Source organism: Streptodolium elevatio (assembly GCF_053592165.1).
This window is the reverse complement of sequence record NZ_JBSFVE010000011.1, coordinates 244,706-265,539: the sequence shown is the minus strand read 5'-3', so window position 1 is coordinate 265,539 and position 20,834 is coordinate 244,706. Positions and strand designations below refer to the sequence as shown.

Here is a 20,834-nt window from a genome sequence, read left to right as displayed (position 1 = left end):
GTGCGGACGGCTTCGCGGCGGCGTGGCGGCCGGTCACACAAAGGCCCCTACTGCATGGGCATCGGCGGGGGGCGTGCCGAAGCCCGTGAGCACGGGGTCGTGGTGGATCTGCGCCTGCGGCAGGCCGAGGCGGCGCAGGACGCGGGCGCTGTCGAGGACCATTTCGGGCGGTCCGGACAGGTACGCGTCGCAGTCGTAGCGCGGCCCGTACTCGGCCAGCACGTCCGCGACACCGCCGCTGATACCGGCCAGGGCCATGTCGGCCAGGGCCGGCCGCACCGTCAGCCACGGGCTGCGCTGCGAAATGCGGAGCAGTTCGTCTAGGCCGTACAGGCCGCTGTGCTCGCTGGCCCCGTAGAAGAGGTCGACGAAGCGTTCGTGGCCCGCGAAGACGATCTCCTCGACGATCGCCTTGAGCGGCGCGAGTCCGGTGCCGCCGGCGACGCACAGCACGGGGTGCAGTGTGTGGTGGTCGAGGACCATTTCGCCCATGGCGGGCCCGAGTCTTATGCGGTCGCCGACGACGGCCTTGCGGACCAGCGCGTTGCTGACCCACCCGGCCGGCACGGCTCTTATGTGGAACGTGAGCAGGCCGTGGTCACCGGGCGCGTTGGCGATCGAGTACGGCCGCCAGACACGTGGCCACCAGGGCGTTTCGAGGGTCGTGTACTGCCCTGCCCGGTAGGGGAACGGGAGTTCGGGCCGTACGGTGACCACCGCGATGTCGTCGGCGGGCCTCTCGTGCCCGACGATCTCCGCGTTCCAGTGGGGTGGGTTGACCAGCGCGTCCGCCTCGGCCCCGCCGGTCATGAGTGCGGCGGCGGCGTTGTAGGCGCGGCCCCACGCGTCGGCGGTCGCCTGGTCCCACGCTTCGCCGCTGTACCGGGCGAGCGCGGCGAGCAGGCACTCGCCGACGAGGGCGTAGTGCTCGGAGACCACGTCGTACTTGCGGTGGTCGCGCCCGAGGCGGCCCAGGTAGCCGGCGAGCGCGTCGGCATTGTCCAGATCGCCGACGATGCGCACCAGCGCCTGGACCAGCCGGTCGCGCTGCGCGTCCATCGCCGGGGGGAACAGATCGCGCAGCGCGGGTTCGCGCAGGAAGAGCAGTGCGTAGAAGTGGGAGGTGAGTTCCGACGCCTTGGGGGAGACGACGGCGAGGTTTGCCCGGATGAGTTCTGCGTCTTGTGCGGCCAAGATCGCCCTATCGTTTGACACTCCGTCAACGTGGCGACGCGTCTTCGGCCCGTGGCGAGATCGTCGCTGTGAGCCAATGGCCAAATACGATGTGCGTTGATCGGGTGTGTCCGCAAGTCGAGCGACCGGTTCCGGTTCTACCGCGCCGGAAGTCTGCTAAGTGAGGAATTTGCCGGTTACGCGCGTCATCACAAACCCGTACGTATACGTATGGACAGGACGCGCGGCTACTTTGCCGAAGACTCGCGCTCAGCGGCCTTGTCAGCCTGGAAACCGTCCTCGTCGCGACCCCGGCGCCAATATCCGGAAACCGAGAGGTCTTCGCGCGCAACGCCCCGCTCCTCCAGCAGGTGCCGGCGCATCTCCTTCACGGTGTCGGCCTCGCCGTGCACGAACGCCTGGACGCGACCGGCCGGGAATTCCAGCTCGCGCAGGACCTCCGGCAGCGGTTTCGCGCCGTTCGACCGGTGCAGCCACGTGATGCGCGCATCGCCGGGCGTCGCCAACTCCTGCTCCTCCTCGGGCGACGCCACCTCGATGAGCGCCCGCACCGGCACGCCCTCGGGAACGCGCGCGAGCGACGCACCAATCGCCGGCAGCGCGCTCTCGTCGCCGACGAACAGGTGCCAGTCGGCGTCGGTGCCCGGCACGTACGCCCCACCGGGGCCGAGCAGCATCATCCGGTCCCCCGGCTTCGCGTTCGCCGCCCACGGCCCGGCGAGCCCCTCGTCGCCGTGGTAAACGAAGTCGATGCTCAGCTCGCGCGCCTGCGGGTCGATGTGCCGCACGGTGTACGTGCGCGTCACCGGCCAGTCCGCACGCGGCATTTCGGCCCGCACGGCCTGCATGTCCAGCGGCTCCGGGTAGGTCACCCCGGGCCGGAGGAACAGCACCTTGACGTACGCGTCGCTGAAGCCGTTGTCGACGAAGCCCGTGAAGCCGTCGCCGCCCGCGGTCACCCGCACCATGTGCGGGGTGATCCAGCGCGTCTCGCGCACGACGAGGTCGATCACGGAGCGGCGCTTGGGGGCGGGCGTGCTGGCCGGTGTGCTCATGGATGCTCCTCCACCGCCGTGCGGCGACGTCGGCGGTCGGACCCGCCGGTTGTCGGTTAGGCAAGCCTAACCAATCCCGATCGTCGCGGGAGGCCGGGCACCTGTTCGTACCCCCGGGCCGGTCAAACCCGGTCAAGACCGCGATGCTTCCCCGCACCCGGGCGTGGCGGTCGGACCGGCTCCCTAGAATGCCCGGATGAGCACGCTCGACGGCATCGACGACGCGCACGACGTACTGCGGAGGGTCTTCGGCTACGACTCCTTCCGCGGCGACCAGCGCGAGATCATCGACCACATCGTCGCGGGCGGCGACGCCCTCGTGCTCATGCCCACCGGCGGCGGCAAGTCGTTGTGCTACCAGATCCCCGCGCTCGTCCGGCGCGGCGTGGGCGTGGTGATCTCGCCGCTGATCGCGTTGATGCAGGACCAGGTCGACGCGCTGACCGCGCTCGGCGTACGCGCCGGATTCCTCAACTCGACGCAAATGCCGCACGAGCGACAGCAGGTCGAACGGGACTTCCTGTCCGGCGAGTTGGACCTGCTCTACCTGGCACCCGAACGGCTTCGCGTGGACGCCACGATGCGGCTGCTCGACCAGGGCACCGTCTCGCTGTTCGCGATCGACGAGGCGCACTGCGTCGCCCAGTGGGGCCACGACTTCCGGCCGGACTACCTGGCACTGTCGGAACTGCACGAGCGCTGGCCGGACGTCCCACGCGTCGCGCTGACCGCGACCGCGACCCCGGAGACGCACCGCGAGATCGCCGCGCGCCTGAAGCTGGACGAGGCGCGGCACTTCGTCGCGAGCTTCGACCGGCCCAACATCCAGTACCGCATCGAGCCGAAGCAGGAGCCGAGGCGGCAGTTGCTGCGCCTCCTGCGCGAGGAGCACCCGGACGACGCCGGGATCGTGTACTGCCTCTCGCGTGCGTCGGTCGACAAGACCGCGGAGTTCCTGGTGCAAAGCGGCGTCACCGCGCTGCCGTACCACGCGGGGCTCGACGGCCGCACGCGCGCCGACAACCAGGCGAGGTTCCTGCGCGAGGACGGCGTCGTGATGGTCGCGACGATCGCGTTCGGGATGGGCATCGACAAGCCCGACGTACGTTTCGTCGCACACCTGGACCTGCCCAAGTCGGTCGAGGGCTACTACCAGGAGACCGGCCGCGCGGGACGCGACGGACTGCCGTCTACGGCCTGGCTGGCCTACGGCCTCCAGGACGTCGTGCAATTGCGCAAGATGATCGACGACTCGGAGGGCGACGCGGCGCACCGCCGCCGCCAGGGCGCGCACGTCGACGCGATGCTCGCGCTGTGCGAGACCGTCGAGTGCCGCCGCGTGCAACTGCTCGCCTACTTCGGCGAAAAGGGCGGCCCCTGCGGCAACTGCGACACCTGCCTCAATCCCCCGGCCGCCTGGGACGGGACGATCGCCGCGCAGAAGGTGCTCTCCACGGTCTTCAGGCTGGCCCGCGAGCGCCGCCAGAAGTTCGGCGCCGGACAGATCATCGACATCCTGCGCGGCAAGAAGACCGCCAAGGTCATCCAGTTCGACCACGACACCCTGAGCGTATTCGGGGTCGGCGAGGACCTGGACGACAACGCCTGGCGCGGGGTGATCCGCCAACTCCTCGCCCAAGGACTGCTGACCGTCGAGGGCGACTACGGCACGCTGGTGCTGACCGACGCGAGCGGCGACGTCCTGGGGCGGCGGCGCGAGGTCATGCTGCGGCGGGAGCCGGAGCGGGCGGCACGTACGCGCTCGTCGGGCTCGTCGGGTTCCTCGGGGGGCGGCAAGGGCAAGAGCGCCAAGGCCGTCGTGGACCTGCCCGAGGAGGCGGTGCCGGTCTTCGAGCGGCTGCGCGCGTGGCGGGCGGCGACGGCGAAGGAGCAGGGCGTCCCGGCGTACGTCGTCTTCCACGACGCGACACTGCGGGAGATCGCCGCGAGCGCGCCGACGACCCTCGACGACCTGGCGGCCGTCGGTGGGGTCGGTGAGAACAAGCTCAACAAGTACGGGCAGCAGATCCTGGACACCTTGGCCGGTGAGGACGGCGGGGCCGGCGGCGGTGCGGACGGCGACGAAGGCGGGGACGGCAGGGGCGGTGAAGAGCAGCCGGGCTGATCGCGGGCCGCTCTCCCCCGCGACCCTCGCTACGACCGACCCGCGTGCCCGACGCCCTACGCCTTTGGGCGGCCCCGCCCGGAGGCACGCGCGCGGCCCGCGACCTGTGCGGCGAACGCGTCGCAGCCCGCGCGCCAGGCTCCTTCCAGGTCGGCCCCGGGCGGGAAGCGGCCGTCGAGTTCCAGCATGATCATCCCGTGCGCGAACGCCCAGGCCGCGCGGGCCAGGTCCGGATCGCCACCCACCACGCGCGTGATCGGTCCGGCGGCCCGGGCCTCCAGCCCTTCCGGCAGGGCCTCGCGCGGCAGCGGCTGATTGGTCGTCAGCCGGTACAGGTGCGGCCGATCCAGCGCGAAGCGCCGGTGGGCCAGTGCGATCGAGACGACGGTCGGGTCCTGGGCCTCGGCCGCCTCCAGCACGTCGGCGGCGGCCTCGAAGCCGACCGTCATGAGGGCGACCTCGACGGCGGCCTTGTCCGGGAAGTGTTTGTAGAGTGAGGGCGCCCGGATGCCGACGCGCTCGGCGATGCCGCGCATGGACATCGCCTCCCGCCCGTCGGACTCGAGGATCTCCAGCGCGGCATCGACGATCTGCTGTGCGCGTTCACCCATGGCGGACCGTCCGGGCGGTCGCGAGCCGGGCGACCGCGAGTCGCGCGACGGCGAGCCGGGCGACCGCGACTCGGGTGATCGCGATTCGGGTGAGCCAGCCGAGGCCCGCGGTGAACAGTGGGGGCCACACGACGGGCCCCACGGTGTAGCCGACCAGGATCGCGGTCGGCAGCCAGGCGTTGTGCGCGAGGGCGACGACCCGGCGGTGCCCGGCGGCGAACCGGCGTGCGGTGTCCGGGAGCAGGAAGAACAGGACGGCGGCGGCGGTGGTCGGGACGCCGTACTTCTGCGCCTCGAAGATCGCGAACGCGGCGAGGAAGAGCGTGAGTCCGCCCCATGCGCCGACGCGCATCCGGGCGGCTGCGCGGTGCGCCGCAGTCGGAGTGGTCAAGATGTCGGTGCTCATGATGATCCCCCTGGATCTGACGGACATCGCCCGCGGCTAACAGTGGTAGCCAACTGCTTCCACTCTAGGGCTAACGGCGTTAGCTGTCCAGTCTGCGACGCGCGCGAAACCGCGGGAGCCCGTACCGCGTGTTTGTCCGGGACGGATCCTGACCGCACCGGACCACCCGACGGACCGCTGGGAGCAGCATGAGCATGGGCAACCCGTTCGCCGACGGCGCGCAACCCGGGCCCGAGGAGGAAGAGCAGCAGAACCGCGACTGGTCGGACGCCGTCGAGGCCGCGAGCGACAGCGGTGGCGGAGACGGCGGAGGAGGAGATTCCGGCGGTGGCGGGGACGCCGGCGGCTCCGCGGACGGCGGAGGCGGCGACTCGTCCTGCGGCGACGGATGCGACTGCGGCGGATGCGACTGCGGGCTGCTGATCATGCGGCTGCAACTCCGGCTGCTCGCCATCGCGTTGGCCTGCCTGCTGCGGCCCGCGCGCGGTCGCGATGCCCGGCTGGACGCACGCATGCTGCGCGCGGTGCGCCGCTACCGCTCCGAGGTCAGCCCCACGCGCGCGCCGTGCTGCCGCTACACGCCGACGTGTTCCACGTACGCCGTCACCGCCCTTGAACGGCACGGCGCGGCCCGCGGCGGACTGCTGACATTCCGACGCCTGCGCCGCTGCCGCCCCGGCTACCGCGGCAAGCGCGGCCTCGACCCGGTCCCGGACTGACCCCGCGTCCGACGCGTCGCGCGTGTTCGACGTGTTCGACCCGGTGGCGAGACCTTCGCTGCTTCGGATGGTTGGCGGGCATCGTCGGCACCCTGGACCCGCGGCGGACGTTCCCGAGATATGGAAGGGTCGGGCAGGAGGGGAGCCGGGGCGCGCCACGAAATCCGAGCACGCCCCGCAAGCCAAGCAGACCGAGCACATGACCCCAGCCGAGCAAGCCACGCAGACCGCCGTGCGGCCGGTGCCCAGCCACGCGCCGATCTCCGAGACGGCGACCGTGGCGTGGTGATGGACGGCGCGCTTTTCCTACGTGGTGGCGAGTGCGGGGTCGCTTGAGGTGGTTGGTCGCGGGCTCGGCTGCATGACGGGGCTGCTAGACCTCCCGGCTGAAGCGCCGTGGGCTGCTCGCCCGCCTGACCGCGTCGCGCGCGGTTGGGGGTGGGTGTGTCACGTAGGGTCGCGGGGAGCAGGCGGCGACGGAGGGTGGTCACGATGAACTCGGGCGGGGACAACAGCGAGTCGGTGTATGACGTCATCGTGCTGGGCGCTGGGCCTGCCGGCGAGAACGTCGCCGACCGTGTGCGCGCGGCTGGGCTCACCTGCGCGATCGTGGAGAGCGAACTGGTCGGCGGCGAGTGCTCCTACTGGGCGTGCATGCCCAGCAAGGCGCTGCTGCGCCCGGTCCAGGCGCTTGCCGCGGCCCGCAGTGTGGGAGGCGCGGCCCAGGCGGTGACGGGTGGCCTCGACGTCGCCGCGGTGCTCGCCCGCCGCGACGGGTTCACCAGTAATTGGAAGGACGACGGCCAGGCCGAGTGGGTCGACGAGATCGGCGCCGATCTCGTACGCGGACACGGCCGCCTCGACGGCCCGCGCCGCGTCGTGGTGCGCGCCACCGACGGCGGCTCGCGCACGCTGACGGCGCGGCACGCCGTGGTCGTGGCGACTGGAAGCCGCGCCATGGTTCCGCCGCTTCCCGGCGTCGAGACTGCCCGGCCGTGGACCAGCCGGGAGGCGACCTCGGCGACGCAGGTGCCCGCCCGGCTCGCCGTCGTGGGCGGCGGGGTCGTGGGCGTGGAGATGGCGACCGCGTGGCAGGCACTCGGATCGCACGTCACCCTGCTGGTGCGCGGCTCCGCTCTGCTGGACCAAGTCGAGCCCTTTGCGGGTGAGTTGGTGGCCGAGGGCCTGACGGAGGCCGGCGTCGACGTGCGCCTCGGGGTCTCCGCGACGCAACTGCGCCGCCCCGACGGTGGCGGGCCGGTGACGGTGACGCTCGACGACGGCTCGCAACTGGAGGCCGATGAGATCCTGTTCGCCACCGGGCGCGCCCCGCGTACCGACGACATCGGCCTCGACAGCGTGGGCTTGGAGCCCGGGTCCTGGCTGGACGTCGACGAGATGTGCCGGGTCGCCGCCGTCGAGGACGGCTGGCTGTACGCGGTCGGCGACGTCAACCACCGTGCGCTGCTGACCCACCAGGGCAAGTACCAGGCCCGACTGACCGGGGACGCGATCGGGGTACGCGCCGCAGGGCGCGAGCCCGACACCCGCCCGTGGGGCGCCCACGCCGCCACGGCCGACCACGACGCGGTCCCCCAGGTGGTGTTCACCCATCCCGAGGTGGCCGCGGTCGGGCTGACCGCGCGTCAGGCCGCGGAGAAGGGCCTGCGCACCCGCGTCGTCGACTATGACCTCGGCTCGGTGGCCGGTGCGAGCCTGTACGCCGACGGCTACCGCGGCCGGGCCCGCATGGTCGTGGACCTCGACCGCGACTGCCTGGTCGGGGTGACGTTTGCGGGCCCCGGCGTCGGCGAACTGCTGCACTCCGCAACGGTCGCGGTGGCCGGGCAGGTTCCGGTGACCAGATTGTGGCACGCGGTGCCGGCGTACCCGACGGTCAGCGAGGTGTGGCTGCGTCTCCTGGAGACGTACCGGGGCTGACGTCTCCTGAAGGCGTTCCAGGGTTGTCGCCGCCTGAAGACGTCCCGGGGCTGACCGACTGGAGCGGCGGCGCGATGTCCTCCAGGGAGCGGCGTTCCGCGCGCACCGCGAGGAATCCGGCGATGATCCCCGCGATCGTCATCAGCGACGCGCCGATGCAGAACGCCAGGACCGTGTCCGACACATCGCCCTTCTCGGTGAGGTCCGAGAAGACCAGCGGGCCGGCGATCCCGCCCGCGGCGGTGCCGACCGCGTAGAACAGCGCGATCGCCGAGGCCCGGGCCTCCATCGGGAAGATCTCCGACACCGTCAGGTAGGCGCTGCTCGCACCGGTCGACGCGATGAACAGCACCACGCACCAACAGGCCGTCAGCGTCGTGGCGTTGAGGTGTCCTTGGCCGAACAGCCATGCGGTGACGAACAGGGCGAGCCCGCTGCCGACGTACGTCGACGTGATCATCACGCGCCGCCCCACGCTGTCGAAGAGCGGTCCCAGCAGCAGTGGCCCCATCAGGTTGCCCACCGCGATAACGGCGAAGTAGTAGCCGGTGCGGTCGCTCGGCACGTCGTAGAACGTCTCCAGGATGGAGCCGTAGCCGAAGGTGATGGCGTTGTAGAGGAACGCCTGTCCGATGAACAGCGCCAGGCCCAGCACCGAGCGCTTCGGGTAGTCGCGGACGAGCGTACGGCCGATCGCGGCAAGGCTCCGCGACTTGCTCGCGTCGATCGTCAGTTCGCCCTTGGGCTCCGGGAGTTCGAGGCGCTTGCCGGTGTGGTGCTCGACGATCTGCTTCTCCGCGTCGTCGACGAGGGCCGCGGCCTCGTCGGCTCTGCCGTGCATGCACAGCCAGCGCGGCGACTCCGGGACGTGCCTGCGGACCAGCAGGATCACGAACCCCAGGACGACGCCGAGGGCGAAGGTGAGGCGCCAGCCCACGTCGATCGGGAAGATGGCGGTGTTGAGCATGACGACCGAGAGCAGCGCGCCGCCCGCGGCACCGAGCCAGAAGGTGCCGTTCACGCCGAGGTCGACGCGCCCGCGATAGCGGGCGGGCATGAGTTCGTCGATAGCGGAGTTGATCGCGGCGTACTCGCCGCCGATGCCGAGCCCGGTGACGAACCGGAAGAAGAAGAACATCCACGCCTCGGTGGCCAGCGCGGTCATTGCGGTGCCCGCGAGGTACACGGCGAGGGTGACCATGAACAGCCGCTTGCGGCCGTAGCGGTCGGTGAGCCAGGCGAACACCAGCGCGCCGACGCACGCACCGGCCACGTACAGCGCCGCGGCGGGGCCGGTGACCTGCGCCGCCGTGATGTCGAGGCCGCTGCCCTCCTCGGAGAGCCGTCCCGCGACGTTGCCGACGACGGTGACCTCGAGGCCGTCGAGGATCCACACCGCGCCGAGGCCGATGAGGATCCGGGTGTGCCAAGCCGACCAGGGCAATCGGTCGAGCCGCGCGGGCACCTGCGTGGTGACCGTCGTCGCGCTTCCCGATTCGGTGTCCGTTCTCGACACGCTGCCTCCTCCGATCGCCGACCAGGCACGGTGGTTTGCGGAGGTGGCCTGGTTCACGGGATGTGTCCTGCGCGCTGCCCGAAGATCAGCCCCGGAAACCTCCGCGGCGGTGTGCCACGGCGTTGACGGCGGCCGGGAAAACCCCTGGGACGTACCGCGCGACGGGCACGATGAGCCGGGCCGCGGCCGGGGTCCGTCGGGCCCGGAGCAGGGCGCCGGTGAGCACGCGGTACCGGCGTGTCAGGCCCTGCCAGCGTCTTTCGTACGCGTCGGGCCGTCCGTCCGCGAGGCAAGCGACGAGCAGTTCGGCCCCCGCCAGCGCGAGCGCGACGCCCTCTCCGGTAATGGCGTCGATATATCCGGCAGCATCACCCGCAAGGAGTACTCGGCCCTTCCGGCGGTGCGTCGCGCGGCGGTGCAGCGGGCCCGCGCCGCGGACCGGCGTCACGGCTTCCGCGCCGGCGAGTCGGACGGCAAGCTCCGGGAAGCCGGCGAGCTGGCTGTCGTACGGCGCCCGCTCGCCGGTCAGCAGCGCGACGCCGACCAGGCCGGGGCCGACCGGGGTCACGTACGCCTCGGCCCGCGCTCCCCAGTGCACTTCCACGAACTCCGATGCGGGCGCGACCGCGTAGTGCCTGCGCAGGCCGTAGCGCGGGGGCCCGGGCGCGGGGGCGTCCAGCCCGAGTGCGCGGCGCAGCGGCGAGTGCAGCCCGTCGGCGGCCACCAGCCAGCGCGCCCGCAGGTCCGGTCCGTGCGCGGTGACGCCGGCCGGGTCCTGGTCGATCCCGGTGACCTTCGCGGGCAGCACCGCGATCCCCGCCTTGACCACGGCGTCGTGGAGCGCGTCGTGCAGGTCGGTGCGGCGTACGCCGAGTCCGGGACCGGCGCGGAAGCGTGCCTCGGCGTGCCGCGCTCCCGCTACGTAGCGGATCCCCGCGAACGGCATGCCGGGCGGGTGGACGCCGAGTGCGTGCAGCGCGGCCACGCCGCCCGGCATGAGGCCTTCGCCGCACGCCTTGTCCACGGGTGCGGTCCGCAGTTCGGCGACCGCGACGGTGAACCCGGCGCGGGAGGCGTGCAGGGCGGTGGCCAGGCCGGCCGGTCCGCCGCCCGCGACGAGGATGTCGACGTCGGCGGCGGCCCTGGCCGTGGGGTGCGCGCCGGTCACGCGGGGACCAGGTGGCGCAGTGCGGTGTCCTCGCAGCGGATGCGCACGGTCAGCAGGGCGGCGTTGGCGACGGTGAAGACGGCGGCGGTGGTCCAGGCGCTGTGCACGAGGGGCAGCGCGGCCCCTTCCACGGCGACGGCGACGTAGTTGGGGTGGCGCAGCAGGTTCGGGTACCGGTACGGCCCGCGCCGTACCGGCTCCGCGCCCGGCACCACGATGACGCGCGTGTTCCAGTACGGGCCGAGGCTGCGGATGCACCACCAGCGCAGCGCCTGCGACGCGACGACCAGGGCGAGCATGGGCCAGCCCAGGGCGGGCACGAACGGCCGGTCGGCGAGCACGGGTTCGAGCAGGCATCCGGCGAGCAGGCCGGTGTGCAGCACGACCATGACGGGGTAGTGCTCCCGTCCGTATTCGACGCCGCCGCGGGCGAGCGTCCATTTGGCGTTGCGCTTGGCGACGACGAGTTCGGCGAGGCGTTCCACGGCCACTGCCGCAACGAGCAGGGTGTACCAGAGCATCGGGGTCTCCTTTCGCGAGTCTGCGATCACCAGCGCAGCAGGACGAGTTCGGAGCAGAAGCCGGGGCCGAGGGCGAGCAGGACGCCCCATGTGCCGGGTGCCGGTCGGTGTGCGTCGCGCGTCTCCTGGAGGACGTGCAGCACGGACGCGGAGGACAGGTTGCCGACGGCGGCGAGCGAGCGCCAGGTGACGGCGAGGGCGTCGTCAGGCAGGCCGAGGGTCTCGGCGACGGCGTGCAGGACCTTGGGGCCGCCGGGGTGGCTCACCCAGGTTCCGACGTCGTCGACGGTCAGGCCGTGGTCGGCCAGGAAGCGGGTGGCGTCGTCGTGCAGATGGGTGCGTACGACCTCGGGGACTTCCGGGCTGAGCACGACGCGGAACCCGGTCGCGCCGATGTCCCAGCCCATGACGTGCTCGGTGTCGGGGTACAGCGCGCTGCGGGTGGCGACGACGTGGGGCCCTTCCGCCAGTCGGGCGCCCGGGTGTTGGTCGCCGAGCACGACGACCGCCGCCGCGCCGTCCCCGAAGAGCGCTCCGGCGACGAGGTTGGCGGGCGAGTCGTCGCCGTGTTGGACGGTCAGCGAGCACAGCTCGACGGCGAGCAGGACGGCGGCGTGGGTCGGGTGGCCGCGCAGGTAGTCGTGCACGCGCGCGATCCCGGCGGCACCGGCGACGCAGCCGAGGCCGAACAGCGGGACGCGCTTGACGTCGGGGCGCATGCCGAGCCGTACGGCGAGGCGGGCTTCGAGGGACGGTACGGCGAATCCGGTCACCGACGCGCACGCGATCAGGTCGACGTCGTCCGGTTCCAGTCCGGCCTGCTTGAGCGCGCGGGTGACGGCCTCTTCCCCGAGGGCGAGCGCGCCCGCGGTCCAGGCGTCGTTGGCGCGGCCGAAGTCGCCGAGGTCCGCGTACTCTTCGACGGGCAGCGCGAGGTGGCGGGTCTGGACCCCGGCGGCGGCGTGCAGGCGGCGCAGGACGGTACGGTCGGCGCCCGGTGCCAGGCACAGGTCGCCGACCAGGTCGGTGAGGCGGTGCTGCGGGTAGCGGTGTGCGGGCAGAGCGGTCTGGACGGCGGCGATCGTCGGTGCCGGCGCAGCCGCGAGCGTGGTCTCGAATGCGGTCTCGGTCTCGGTCTCGAGCGCGGTCCCGGTCTCGAGCGCGGTCCCGAGCGCGGTCCCGAGCGCGGTCTCGGACGCAGCCGCCACCGAGGCCTCGAACGCGATCCCGGGCGCGGCTTCGGGGGCCGCCTCGGGCGCGGTGCCGGCGGCGTGGCCCGCGCGGGCCTCCGGATCGGTCGGCAGCGCACGTGGTGGCGGCGCGGCGTGGTCTATGGCGACTGTTCCCACGCTGTGTTCCCGACATGTGCGGCACATCGGCGGGTCCTTCCCGTCGGGTCGAAACGCGAAAAGGGTGGCGGTTGAGTACCTTTGCGGCCATGCGCGAATACCCCTCCCCGGCCGTCCGACGCACGCCGCGCCGGGCGCGGGGCCTTCCGCGTCGGGTTTCGGCCGCGGTCGAGGCGGCGCTCGAGTACGGCGTCGGCGGCGTGCCGCGGTCTCCCGCGCCCGGCGCGCCCAGCGCGCGACCGGCCTCGGGCGTACGGCGCCTCGCCGCGAACTGCCGTGCGCTGGCCCGCGCGTGCCACCCGCTGCCGTCCGCGGCCGTGACCGCGATGGTGACGGCGGTCGCCGCGGGTGCGGGTCGGGGTGCCGCCGGGTCCGCGGGCGTCGGAGCCGCGGTGCTGGCCGGGCAACTTTCCGTCGGATGGTGCAACGACGCCGTCGACGCGCGGCGGGACGCGGTGGCGGGGCGGTCCGAGAAACCGGCGGCCACGGGCGAGTTGTCGCTGCGTGCGCTGGGCCTCGCGGCAGGTGCGGCGCTGGCGGCGTGCGTACCGCTGTCGCTGCTGGGCGGCCGGGAGGCGGCGGCCGCGCACCTGACGGGTGTGGTGTTCGGCGGCTGGGCGTACGACTTGGGCCTGAAGGGCACGGTGTTGTCGCCGCTCCCCTATGCCGTGGGGTTCGGCGTGCTGCCCGCCTTCGTCACCCTCGGGTTGCCCGGGGCGCCGTGGCCGGCGTGGTGGGCGGTGTCCGGGGCGGCGCTCCTGGGGGTCGGTGCGCATCTGGTGAACGTGCTGCCTGACCTGGACGCCGATCGGGCGACGGGCGTGCGCGGTCTCCCGCACCGCCTGGGTGCGGCCCGGGTGCGGCGCATCGCACCCGCCGTGCTGCTGACGGCCGTTGCCACCATGGCCCTCGGCCCGGCCGGCGCGGCGCGGCCGACCGACTGGGCGGTCCTGGCAGCGGCGGCGGCGACCGCGGGGCTGGGCATCGGTGTCCCGGACGCCGACTCGACCGTGCCCTTCCGCGCGGCGGTCGCCGTCGCGGGTCTGACCGTGCTGCTCCTGGTGATGCGCGCCGACACGCTGACCTGAGTGGCGGGGCGGCCGCGGCGGTACGCTCCCCGCCGACGCGGCCCGGCCCGACGGCATGACCTGTGATCACCGTGGGCAGGGCTTGGGAGACGTTGTCCGCACGTGACTCGGGGAGTTCCCATGCCGGAGGACCAGACACCGCAGGGCAGATCGCTGGAGGGCAAGACGGCCGTGGTGACCGGCGGTTCGCGCGGGATCGGCCGCGGGATCGTGGAACGCCTGTGCCGGGACGGCGCGCACGTGCTGTTCAATTACGCGACCAGCCACGCCGCCGCCGAGGACGTCGTGCGCTGCGTGGCCGAACACGGCGGCAAGGTGCGGGCGGTGCAGGTCGACCTGACCGAGCCGGACGCCGCGGACCGCCTGGTGCGCGAGGCCGAGGCCGAGTTCGGCGGCCTCGACATCCTGGTCAACAACGCCGCGACCGCGTTCGTCCCGACACCGCTGGCGGACCTCGACCCGGACCTGTTCGACAAGGTCCTGGCAACCGATATGCGGTCGGTGTTCCTGCTGCTCCAGTACGCCGCCCGGCAGATGCGCGACGGGGGCCGCATCATCACGATCTCGACGCTCAACACCGTGCGGTCGGCCCCCGGCATCGCGCCTTATGCGGCGAGCAAGGGCGCTATCGAGCAGCTGACGTACGTCGCCGCGCGCGAGCTCGGGATACGCGGCATCACCGCCAACGTGGTTTCCCCCGGCGCGACCGACACGGACCTGCTGCGCGGCACCAACCCGCCCGAGGCGCTGGAGATGGCCGCGCAGATGTCGCCGCTGGCACGGCTCGGCGAGCCGTCCGACGTCGCCGACGTGGTCGCGTTCCTCGCGGGGCACGACGCGCGGTGGCTCACGGGCCAGAACATCCGGGCGACCGGCGGCATCGGCTGACGCGCGGGGCCGTCGTCGTCGGCGCTCAGGCCACGGTCATCAGGACTTGCCGCTCAGGATTCCGGTGCGGCGGGTCTGGTGCTCAGGTTCCGGTGCCCAGGTTCTGGAGACGCGGACCTGGTGCTCAGGACCTGGTGCTCAGGACCTGCGGCGACGGCGGTGCCGGTAGCGGCTGACGCCGACCGCGACGGTCGCCACCAGCACGACGGCGAACACCGCGGCGAAGTACACGGGTGCCCCGCCGAACGTCACGGCGGCCAGCGCGGCGCAAACCGGCACGAGGAGCACCAGTCCGTGGTCGCGTACGGCCTCGCGGAAGCGGGTGCGCCGGGACCGGGCCCGCGGCGGCGCGTCGCCGTACGGCGAGGCGCCCGGCGGCCGTATCCGGCGCAGCCTCGTTCGGCGAGGGGGCCTTTCCCGGGGGTGCCCGACGGGCGGCGGCGCGCGGTCCGGCACGGTCCGGTCGGGCAGCGTCCCGACGGGCGGAGGTTCGCCGGCCGTGCGCTCGTCGACCGGAGGCACGGCACGCATCAGGTCGCTCATGCGGAGCACGAATTCCTCGTCGTCGAGGAGGTCGCGTTCGATGTCGCGCAGAATCAGGCGCTCGCGTCTGCTGAGTGCGGGCCCGGACATGATGGACACCTCCGTACCGCGCCGGGGTCTCTACTCGTCGCCTGCCCGGAGGCGGGCGCGAGAAACGCGGCAGACCCCTGCGGACACCCGCGCGGACGGCGGGTCCACGAGCTGAGAAGCGTGGACCGCCGTCCGCGCGGGGCCGGTCAGGGGTTGTGTCTCCGGCGGTCGGGCCGCCGGGTGTGCCACCGAGGGGGCGGGGTCACGCGGGGCGCGTGGCTCCGGCGATCGGCATCGAGTCGACGTCGACGATCTTGACGACGCTGCGCGAGTTCGGCGCGTGGATGATCTTGCCGTCGCCCAGGTACATGCCGACGTGGCTGATGCCCGAGTAGTAGAAGACCAGGTCACCGGGCTGCAGGTTGGAGACCGAGACCTTGTTGCCGGCCGCGAACTGCGCGTTGGTGACGCGCGGCAGCGACACGCCGGCCGCCTTCCACGCGGCCTGGACCAGGCCGGAGCAGTCGTACGCGTCCGGGCCCGCGGCGCCGTAGACGTACGGCTTGCCGAGCTGCGCCTTCGCGAACGCGATGGCGGTGGCGGCCTTGCCGGACGACGGTGCGGCGACGGTGCTGCCCGTCGACTGCTGCGTCGGCGTCTTGGGCGTGGTCGTGGTCTTGGCGGTGGTGCCCGAGGTGTCCTGGTTCGTGGACCGGGTCGGGGCCTTCGCGGGGGCGTCGACGGTCAGCTTCGACGACGAGCTCTGCGGCTTGGTGTTCGTCGAGGTCTTCGGCGCGGTCCTGGTGGACGTCTTCTCGGTGGTCGACGTGCTCGGGGCGCTCGGCGCGGCGGCCGGCCTCTGCGGCGCGGCGTCCTGCGTGACACCCGCGAGCTTGAGGACCTGGCCGATGTCGATCCAGTCGGCGCCGCGGGGCAGCTGGTCCCGGTTGATGTCGTACAGCGCCTGCCAGTTACCCGGGATGTCCTTCGCCTGGGCGATCTCCGAGAGGGTGTCGCCGGCGACCACGGTGTACGTGGCGAGCGGGGCGGGCGCGGCCGGGGCGGCGGCGGGTGCGGGTGCGGGGGTGACGGTGACGTCCGGTGCGGGGGCGGCCGCGTCGTCCGGCGCCGAGACCGGGGCGTTCCGCGGGAAGGTGGGGGCGGCGGGCGCGGCGTGGGCGGCGGTCGCGGTGAGCGTGGCGCCGAGGCCGGCTATACCGGCGGCGGCCACCAGGCAGCGAACGCTGTGGGCAGACAGCATGAAGTCGTTCCTCTCCTGCCGCCTGCGAGGTGAGCTGTCGGATTCGGACCGGAGCGGCCCGGCCGCGCGCTGCGCGGCTTCACCCCGAGCCGGACCCGGATGTCCGGGTACGGCATACCACCTGGTTCCCCCGCTCCCGTCCGGATGTCGTGCATCATCGCCGGGACCGGGGACGGGATTCGGCGTTCCGGTCGGCGGGCCACGCCTGGGCGGCGAAACCGGGGGTGACGCTAGACAGAACGTTCGTGCGACCACAACTCGCGAGGTGCGTTTCCGGACGGATAAAGGCCGCGTCAAGTCGCCGAAGCCGCATGACGGCCATTCCTGCCTGCGGGGATGACATGCGGATATGTCGCAGAGTGAGCGTGACGGTCCGCTTACCCAAAAAGTTTCGAAATCGTCTTGACGGCCCGGGATGGCAAATCACCATACGTTCCGTGTTGTCCATATTTGGGCAACAGAAGGGTTTGTCACTCCTTCGGATGCGCCGGGCTGCCACTCGCCGAAGTCGGCTCTAGCGTCGAAAGGAGTGCCGTCAAATCATGACGACTCATCTCCAAATAGACATTTCTCGACAGACGCTCTTGCCAGACACCTTGGAGGCCCGGTGACCGAGGCGACGCGCCGAAGCCTGATGTGGTTGTCCTCCCCCGCACTCGTCGCGCTCCCGGTCCGCGCGCTCACCCTGCTCCTCGCCTGGGGCCTCGGGCTCGGCGGCATGGCCATGCTGTGGGAGGGCGTGCCCGGTGGCGAGGGCGGGTCGGTGGTCTGGTTCGGCCTCGGGATCGTCGCCGCGGTCCTGGGCGGCGCACTGGGGTTGTCGCTGTTTCTGCCGGCCGCCCGCGACGAGACGTCCGCGCGAGCCGACCGCGCCTGGGGCGCGGCCGGACTCGTCACGACGGTGGTGTGCGCGTCCGGCGCCGTCGCCGTGCTGGCCTTCGACCAGCTCGCACGCTTCTGGGTCGGGCTGGGACTCTGACGCCCGGCCCGGGCACCGGAGCGGCCCGTCAGTACCAGCCGGGCCCGCCGCCGGGGGCACCGCCGTGGTTGCGAAGGGCCGCGGCGTTGCGCCGCTTCCAGCGCAGGTACGAGGTCAGGTATCCCAGGCTCCAGAACCCGCAGGTGAAGAGCACCCCGACCACGTGGGCCACATGCGGGAACGGGCGTACCCCGACGTAGCCGGGCTGGTACCCGGCCATGCCGCCGCCGCTGCCGCCGGTCGGCGCCGCCCATGACCCGGACGCCGCACGGGCCACCTGCCGCGGGAGCCAGCCGAGGAGACCGCCGCTCGCGAAGCCGGTCACCACCGCGGCCCGGGACGCCTGGCGCTGGGCCCTCTGCTGGGCCGCCTGCACCGCGTGCGCCGGTACGCGGGCGGGCCACGGCCCGCCGCGGAAGGTCACCCCGTACAGCTCGCGGACCCGCTTGGCCTCCCACACCGACAGGGCGGTGATGGTGACCGGCCCGCCGAGCGTCACGACGATGGCGACCACCGCGGGCACCCGGTTGTTGCCGGGAGACGCGAAGTCGACGGCGGCGACCGCCCAGGACAGCGTCGGCGCGAGCAGGCTGGGCATCAGCAGGTGCCCGTCGGCCGCCGCGAAGAGGTGCCGCGGGACCAGGAAGAAGGCGAAGATCGCGAAGAAGCCGGTCCAGATGAAGCCGGCCAGTCCCAGCAGCAGAAGAACCCACATGGCGGGGTGGTCCGGCTTGGCCTCGACGAGTCCGCTCGCGGCCACCGCCGCGAGGATGCCGCCCGCCCCGAGGAACCAGGCCATCGAGGTCATCGGATAGCGCATCGCCCGACGCGTCTCCCGGCGGACGTTGTCGTGCGAGAGCAGTACGAAGGCCAGCGCACAGAGCGGAACGGCGACCATCGCCACCACGACGGAGATCGTGACGTGCAGGATCGCCTCACTGAAGACCTTGTCGCCCTCGACGCTGTCGTACTTCACCGCGACCCACACGACCACCGCCATCCCGATCAGCGTGCGGATCAGGCCCAGCTGGTCGATGCGCGGGTCGGGCGGGGCCAGCCGGTTCTGCGGCTTCAGCGCACGCTGGGCCGCGCCCTTGGGGTTGATCAGGTACGCGAGCACCTTGCCGGCGACGGTGCCGAAGGTCCGGGGCGGCCTACCCTGCGGTCCGCCGGGACCGGGACCGGGCGGCGGTGCCGACGAGGGCGCGGACGGGTGCGGCGCGGGGTGCGGCGCGTACGCGCCCGGCTGGAAGGGGAATTGGCCCGTCGCCCCGGGAGGCTGAGCAGGCGGCCACGGCGGTGGAACGTGCGTCAAGGATCTGTCCTTCATCTCGCCGGGGGGTCAATTCCGCGCAGCAGTATGGCGGAACGCGATGAGACGACGACAGCTGGAGACCCCTCACACTCCAGGCGGCGCGAAACGCCCGGGAAAATACATGAATCGACAAGACAGCGAATCGGGCACGGTCACCGGGGGCGGGGAATTCGAAGTGGAGGAACCGGGGGAAGCCGAACCCGGGGGAAGGGGAACTCGGTCGGCCGAAGGGAACCTGGCGGCAAGGAGGATCGGGTCGAAGGGGAACCGGGCCCGGCCGCCCCCCACGGCGACCAGACCCGACTCCCTTCCCCTGACCGGCCCGTGACCGGTCCGCGCCCGGCCGGGGGCCCACACGTCGCCCGGCCGGCGCGCACGGCGGCGGACACCTCGACCACCGCGGTGGCCGCCGCGACCACCGCGAATCCGGCGCGGGGCAAATGCACTTCCGAGCCGTCGTCCGCGGTGCACCGATCCGCTGCCCCGCGCTCTCGACCGGAAACACGCGGCCGCGCCAAATGCGGGGACGTTCAGGGCCAGACGTTCAGGGCCAGGGGGCTTCAGGTCAGCGCCAGGGGCGTCAGGTGCGCGACAGCACGGCCATCGCGGCGTTGTGGCCGGGGATGCCGCTGACCCCGCCGCCGCGCCGAGCCCCGGCGCCCCCGAGGACGATGCGCTCGTACCGGGTCTCCACCCCCCAGGTCCCGGCCTGGTCCGTGTCCTCGGCGAACGGCCACGCGAGATCGCGGTGGAAGATGTGTCCGGCGGGCAGACCGAGTTCGGCCTGCAGGTCGACGGGCGTCCGCGCCTCGACGCACGGCCGCCCGTCCGGGGTGCGCAGCAGGCAGTCCTCGATCGGCTCGGCGAGCACGCTGTCCAGGGACGCGAGCGTCGCCTTGAGCGCGGCCGCGCGGGCACCGTCGTTGTCGGCGGCGAACAAACGCGCGGGCATGTGCAGGCCGAACAGTGTCAATGTGTGCACGCCCGCCGCGCGTTCCGCCGGGCCGAGGATCGTCGGGTCGGTCAAGGTGTGGCAGTAGACCTCGGCGGGCGGCAGCGACGGAATGCGGCCGGCCTCGGCCTCCGCATAGGCGGCGGCCAACTGCCGGTAGCCCTCGTTGATGTGGAAGGTCCCCGCGAAGGCGTCGGCCGGGTCGACGTGTGGATCGCGCAGCCTCGGCAGCCGGGCGAGCACCATGTTGACCTTGAGCTGCGAGCCCTCCGGGGATGGCCCTTCGGGAGTGCCGCCCAGCAGGCGTTCGAGCGTGTCCGGTGCCACCGCGGCGACGATGTGGCGTCCGGTGACGCGCAGTTCGGTGCCGTCGGCGACGTAGGTGACCTCGCCGTCCGGGCTGACCGAGGTGACGTCCGTGCCGGTGCGCAGGTCGGCGCCAGCACCGCGGGCGGCCTCGGCGAGGGTGCGTGTCACGGCTCCCATGCCGCCGACGGGGACGTCCCAGTCGCCCGTGCCGCCGCCGATGACGTGGTAGAGGAAGCAGCGGTTCTGGCGCATGAGCCGGTCGTCCATCGGGGCGAACGTGCCGATCAGGGCGTCGGTCGCCACGACCCCTCGGACGGTGTCGTCCTCGAAGGCGGCCTCCACGGCATCGGACAGTGGCGTCGCGAACACCGCCTCCCACACCCGCGGGTCGTCCACGATGCGGCGGAACTCGTCGGGCGGGCGCAGGGGTTCCGTCAGCGTCGGGAAGACCCGGGCGGCGAGGCGGGCCGTGGTCCGCCCCCACGCCTCCCACGCGTCGGCGTCCCGGCGACCGGCGACGCGCGTAAGGGCGGCGCGCGTACGCTCCGGGTCCTCCGCGTCGACGAGCAGGCCGTCGCCGCCGCGCGGCGTGTACGACCCGATCCGGCGCCGCCGCAGCACCAGCGGCAGCCCGAGGTCGTCGGCGATCTTCCGGGGGAACAGGCTGACCAGGTACGCGTACCGCGACAGCCGCACGTCGATCCCGTCGAACGGCCTGTCGGACACCGCCGCACCGCCGGTCTCGGCTCGGCGCTCCAGCACGGCCACCGAGCGCCCCGCCCGGGCGAGGTACGCGGCGGCGACGAGGCCGTTGTGTCCGCCGCCGACCACCACGACGTCGAAGTCGCCGCCTGAGCGGACCAT

18 protein-coding genes and 1 riboswitch are annotated in these 20,834 nt (G+C 72.7%); of the genes, 6 read left to right on the top strand and 12 right to left on the bottom strand.

Features of this window, described 5'->3' with window-relative positions; all coding sequences use genetic code 11:
• Positions 1-33: 33 nt before the first annotated feature.
• Both ACWD12_RS21755 and ACWD12_RS21750 read right to left on the bottom strand, forming a co-directional pair.
• On the bottom strand, positions 34-1,194 hold the full coding sequence (locus ACWD12_RS21755) for a globin domain-containing protein (protein WP_358353754.1): 1,161 nt from the start codon (positions 1,192-1,194) through the stop codon (positions 34-36).
• A gap of 227 nt (positions 1,195-1,421) precedes the next feature.
• Positions 1,422-2,249: a siderophore-interacting protein gene (locus tag ACWD12_RS21750; protein WP_450100896.1), complete on the bottom strand. Its 828-nt coding sequence runs from the start codon at positions 2,247-2,249 to the stop codon at positions 1,422-1,424.
• A gap of 196 nt (positions 2,250-2,445) precedes the next feature.
• Here ACWD12_RS21750 and recQ point away from each other — a divergent pair, with 196 nt between their 5' ends.
• Positions 2,446-4,374: a DNA helicase RecQ gene (gene recQ / locus ACWD12_RS21745; RefSeq protein ID WP_450100895.1), complete on the top strand. Its 1,929-nt coding sequence runs from the start codon at positions 2,446-2,448 to the stop codon at positions 4,372-4,374.
• 56 nt (positions 4,375-4,430) lie between these two features.
• On the opposite strand, the gene ACWD12_RS21740 is transcribed toward recQ, so the two are convergent.
• Positions 4,431-4,985 (bottom strand): TetR/AcrR family transcriptional regulator, encoded by a 555-nt coding sequence (locus ACWD12_RS21740; protein ID WP_450100894.1) that lies wholly within the window; start codon positions 4,983-4,985, stop codon positions 4,431-4,433.
• On the bottom strand, positions 4,978-5,391 hold the full coding sequence (locus tag ACWD12_RS21735; protein ID WP_450100893.1) for a hypothetical protein: 414 nt from the start codon (positions 5,389-5,391) through the stop codon (positions 4,978-4,980). Before ACWD12_RS21735 ends, ACWD12_RS21740 begins: the two co-directional genes overlap by 8 nt.
• A 188-nt stretch (positions 5,392-5,579) precedes the next feature.
• Here ACWD12_RS21735 and yidD point away from each other — a divergent pair, with 188 nt between their 5' ends.
• The gene (yidD, locus tag ACWD12_RS21730) at positions 5,580-6,110 is read left to right on the top strand and encodes a membrane protein insertion efficiency factor YidD (RefSeq protein WP_450100892.1); all 531 of its coding nucleotides are present in this window, start codon (positions 5,580-5,582) and stop codon (positions 6,108-6,110) included.
• A gap of 492 nt (positions 6,111-6,602) precedes the next feature.
• Positions 6,603-8,051 carry a dihydrolipoyl dehydrogenase family protein gene (locus ACWD12_RS21725; RefSeq protein WP_450100891.1) on the top strand — a complete coding sequence of 483 codons (1,449 nt, stop codon included), beginning with the start codon at positions 6,603-6,605 and terminating at the stop codon, positions 8,049-8,051.
• Here ACWD12_RS21725 and ACWD12_RS21720 read toward each other — a convergent pair.
• The 4 genes from ACWD12_RS21720 to ACWD12_RS21705 form a co-directional block, all read right to left on the bottom strand.
• Entirely contained in the window at positions 8,008-9,567 is a 1,560-nt protein-coding gene (locus tag ACWD12_RS21720; protein WP_450100890.1) for an MFS transporter, read from the bottom strand. The two genes, ACWD12_RS21725 and ACWD12_RS21720, sit on opposite strands and share 44 nt — an antisense overlap.
• A gap of 85 nt (positions 9,568-9,652) precedes the next feature.
• Complete coding sequence (locus ACWD12_RS21715; protein ID WP_450100889.1) at positions 9,653-10,735, bottom strand: NAD(P)/FAD-dependent oxidoreductase; 1,083 nt, start codon at positions 10,733-10,735, stop codon at positions 9,653-9,655.
• Positions 10,732-11,256 carry an isoprenylcysteine carboxyl methyltransferase family protein gene (locus tag ACWD12_RS21710; protein WP_450100888.1) on the bottom strand — a complete coding sequence of 175 codons (525 nt, stop codon included), beginning with the start codon at positions 11,254-11,256 and terminating at the stop codon, positions 10,732-10,734. The genes ACWD12_RS21715 and ACWD12_RS21710 overlap by 4 nt, the downstream gene beginning before the upstream one ends.
• Before the next feature lie 26 nt (positions 11,257-11,282).
• Positions 11,283-12,338, bottom strand: coding sequence for a type III polyketide synthase (locus ACWD12_RS21705; protein WP_450100937.1), 1,056 nt, complete (start codon positions 12,336-12,338; stop codon positions 11,283-11,285).
• A 356-nt stretch (positions 12,339-12,694) separates the two neighbouring features.
• On the opposite strand from ACWD12_RS21705, the gene ACWD12_RS21700 reads away from it, so the two are divergent.
• On the top strand, positions 12,695-13,693 hold the full coding sequence (locus ACWD12_RS21700) for a UbiA family prenyltransferase (RefSeq protein WP_450100887.1): 999 nt from the start codon (positions 12,695-12,697) through the stop codon (positions 13,691-13,693).
• A 120-nt stretch (positions 13,694-13,813) separates the two neighbouring features.
• Positions 13,814-14,581 (top strand): SDR family oxidoreductase, encoded by a 768-nt coding sequence (locus ACWD12_RS21695; protein WP_450100886.1) that lies wholly within the window; start codon positions 13,814-13,816, stop codon positions 14,579-14,581.
• A 138-nt stretch (positions 14,582-14,719) separates the two neighbouring features.
• Here ACWD12_RS21695 and ACWD12_RS21690 read toward each other — a convergent pair whose 3' ends face one another.
• Positions 14,720-15,214: a hypothetical protein gene (locus ACWD12_RS21690; RefSeq protein WP_450100885.1), complete on the bottom strand. Its 495-nt coding sequence runs from the start codon at positions 15,212-15,214 to the stop codon at positions 14,720-14,722.
• Positions 15,215-15,416: 202 nt separating this feature from the next.
• On the bottom strand, positions 15,417-16,415 hold the full coding sequence (locus ACWD12_RS21685) for an NlpC/P60 family protein (protein WP_450100884.1): 999 nt from the start codon (positions 16,413-16,415) through the stop codon (positions 15,417-15,419).
• A 5-nt stretch (positions 16,416-16,420) separates the two neighbouring features.
• Positions 16,421-16,610: riboswitch (cyclic di-AMP (ydaO/yuaA leader) on the bottom strand.
• 412 nt (positions 16,611-17,022) lie between these two features.
• Here ACWD12_RS21685 and ACWD12_RS21680 point away from each other — a divergent pair.
• Positions 17,023-17,394, top strand: a complete 372-nt coding sequence (locus ACWD12_RS21680; protein ID WP_450100883.1) for a hypothetical protein — start codon at positions 17,023-17,025, stop codon at positions 17,392-17,394.
• 28 nt (positions 17,395-17,422) lie between these two features.
• Here ACWD12_RS21680 and ACWD12_RS21675 read toward each other — a convergent pair whose 3' ends face one another.
• Positions 17,423-18,709, bottom strand: a complete 1,287-nt coding sequence (locus tag ACWD12_RS21675; protein ID WP_450100882.1) for a hypothetical protein — start codon at positions 18,707-18,709, stop codon at positions 17,423-17,425.
• Positions 18,710-19,289: 580 nt separating this feature from the next.
• Positions 19,290-20,834: a phytoene desaturase family protein gene (locus ACWD12_RS21670; protein WP_450100881.1), complete on the bottom strand. Its 1,545-nt coding sequence runs from the start codon at positions 20,832-20,834 to the stop codon at positions 19,290-19,292.

What these genes read in the sequence shown, in the direction of transcription:
- ACWD12_RS21750 (WP_450100896.1), bottom strand. Translation starts at nt 2,249, where the DNA reads ATGAGCACACCGGCCAGCACGCCCGCCCCCAAGCGCCGCTCCGTGATC.
- recQ (WP_450100895.1), top strand. Translation starts at nt 2,446, where the DNA reads ATGAGCACGCTCGACGGCATCGACGACGCGCACGACGTACTGCGGAGG.
- ACWD12_RS21740 (WP_450100894.1), bottom strand. Translation starts at nt 4,985, where the DNA reads ATGGGTGAACGCGCACAGCAGATCGTCGATGCCGCGCTGGAGATCCTC.
- ACWD12_RS21735 (WP_450100893.1), bottom strand. Translation starts at nt 5,391, where the DNA reads ATGAGCACCGACATCTTGACCACTCCGACTGCGGCGCACCGCGCAGCC.
- yidD (WP_450100892.1), top strand. Translation starts at nt 5,580, where the DNA reads ATGAGCATGGGCAACCCGTTCGCCGACGGCGCGCAACCCGGGCCCGAG.
- ACWD12_RS21725 (WP_450100891.1), top strand. Translation starts at nt 6,603, where the DNA reads ATGAACTCGGGCGGGGACAACAGCGAGTCGGTGTATGACGTCATCGTG.
- ACWD12_RS21710 (WP_450100888.1), bottom strand. Translation starts at nt 11,256, where the DNA reads ATGCTCTGGTACACCCTGCTCGTTGCGGCAGTGGCCGTGGAACGCCTC.
- ACWD12_RS21700 (WP_450100887.1), top strand. Translation starts at nt 12,695, where the DNA reads ATGCGCGAATACCCCTCCCCGGCCGTCCGACGCACGCCGCGCCGGGCG.
- ACWD12_RS21695 (WP_450100886.1), top strand. Translation starts at nt 13,814, where the DNA reads ATGCCGGAGGACCAGACACCGCAGGGCAGATCGCTGGAGGGCAAGACG.
- ACWD12_RS21690 (WP_450100885.1), bottom strand. Translation starts at nt 15,214, where the DNA reads ATGTCCGGGCCCGCACTCAGCAGACGCGAGCGCCTGATTCTGCGCGAC.
- ACWD12_RS21685 (WP_450100884.1), bottom strand. Translation starts at nt 16,415, where the DNA reads ATGCTGTCTGCCCACAGCGTTCGCTGCCTGGTGGCCGCCGCCGGTATA.
- ACWD12_RS21670 (WP_450100881.1), bottom strand. Translation starts at nt 20,834, where the DNA reads ATGGTCCGCTCAGGCGGCGACTTCGACGTCGTGGTGGTCGGCGGCGGA.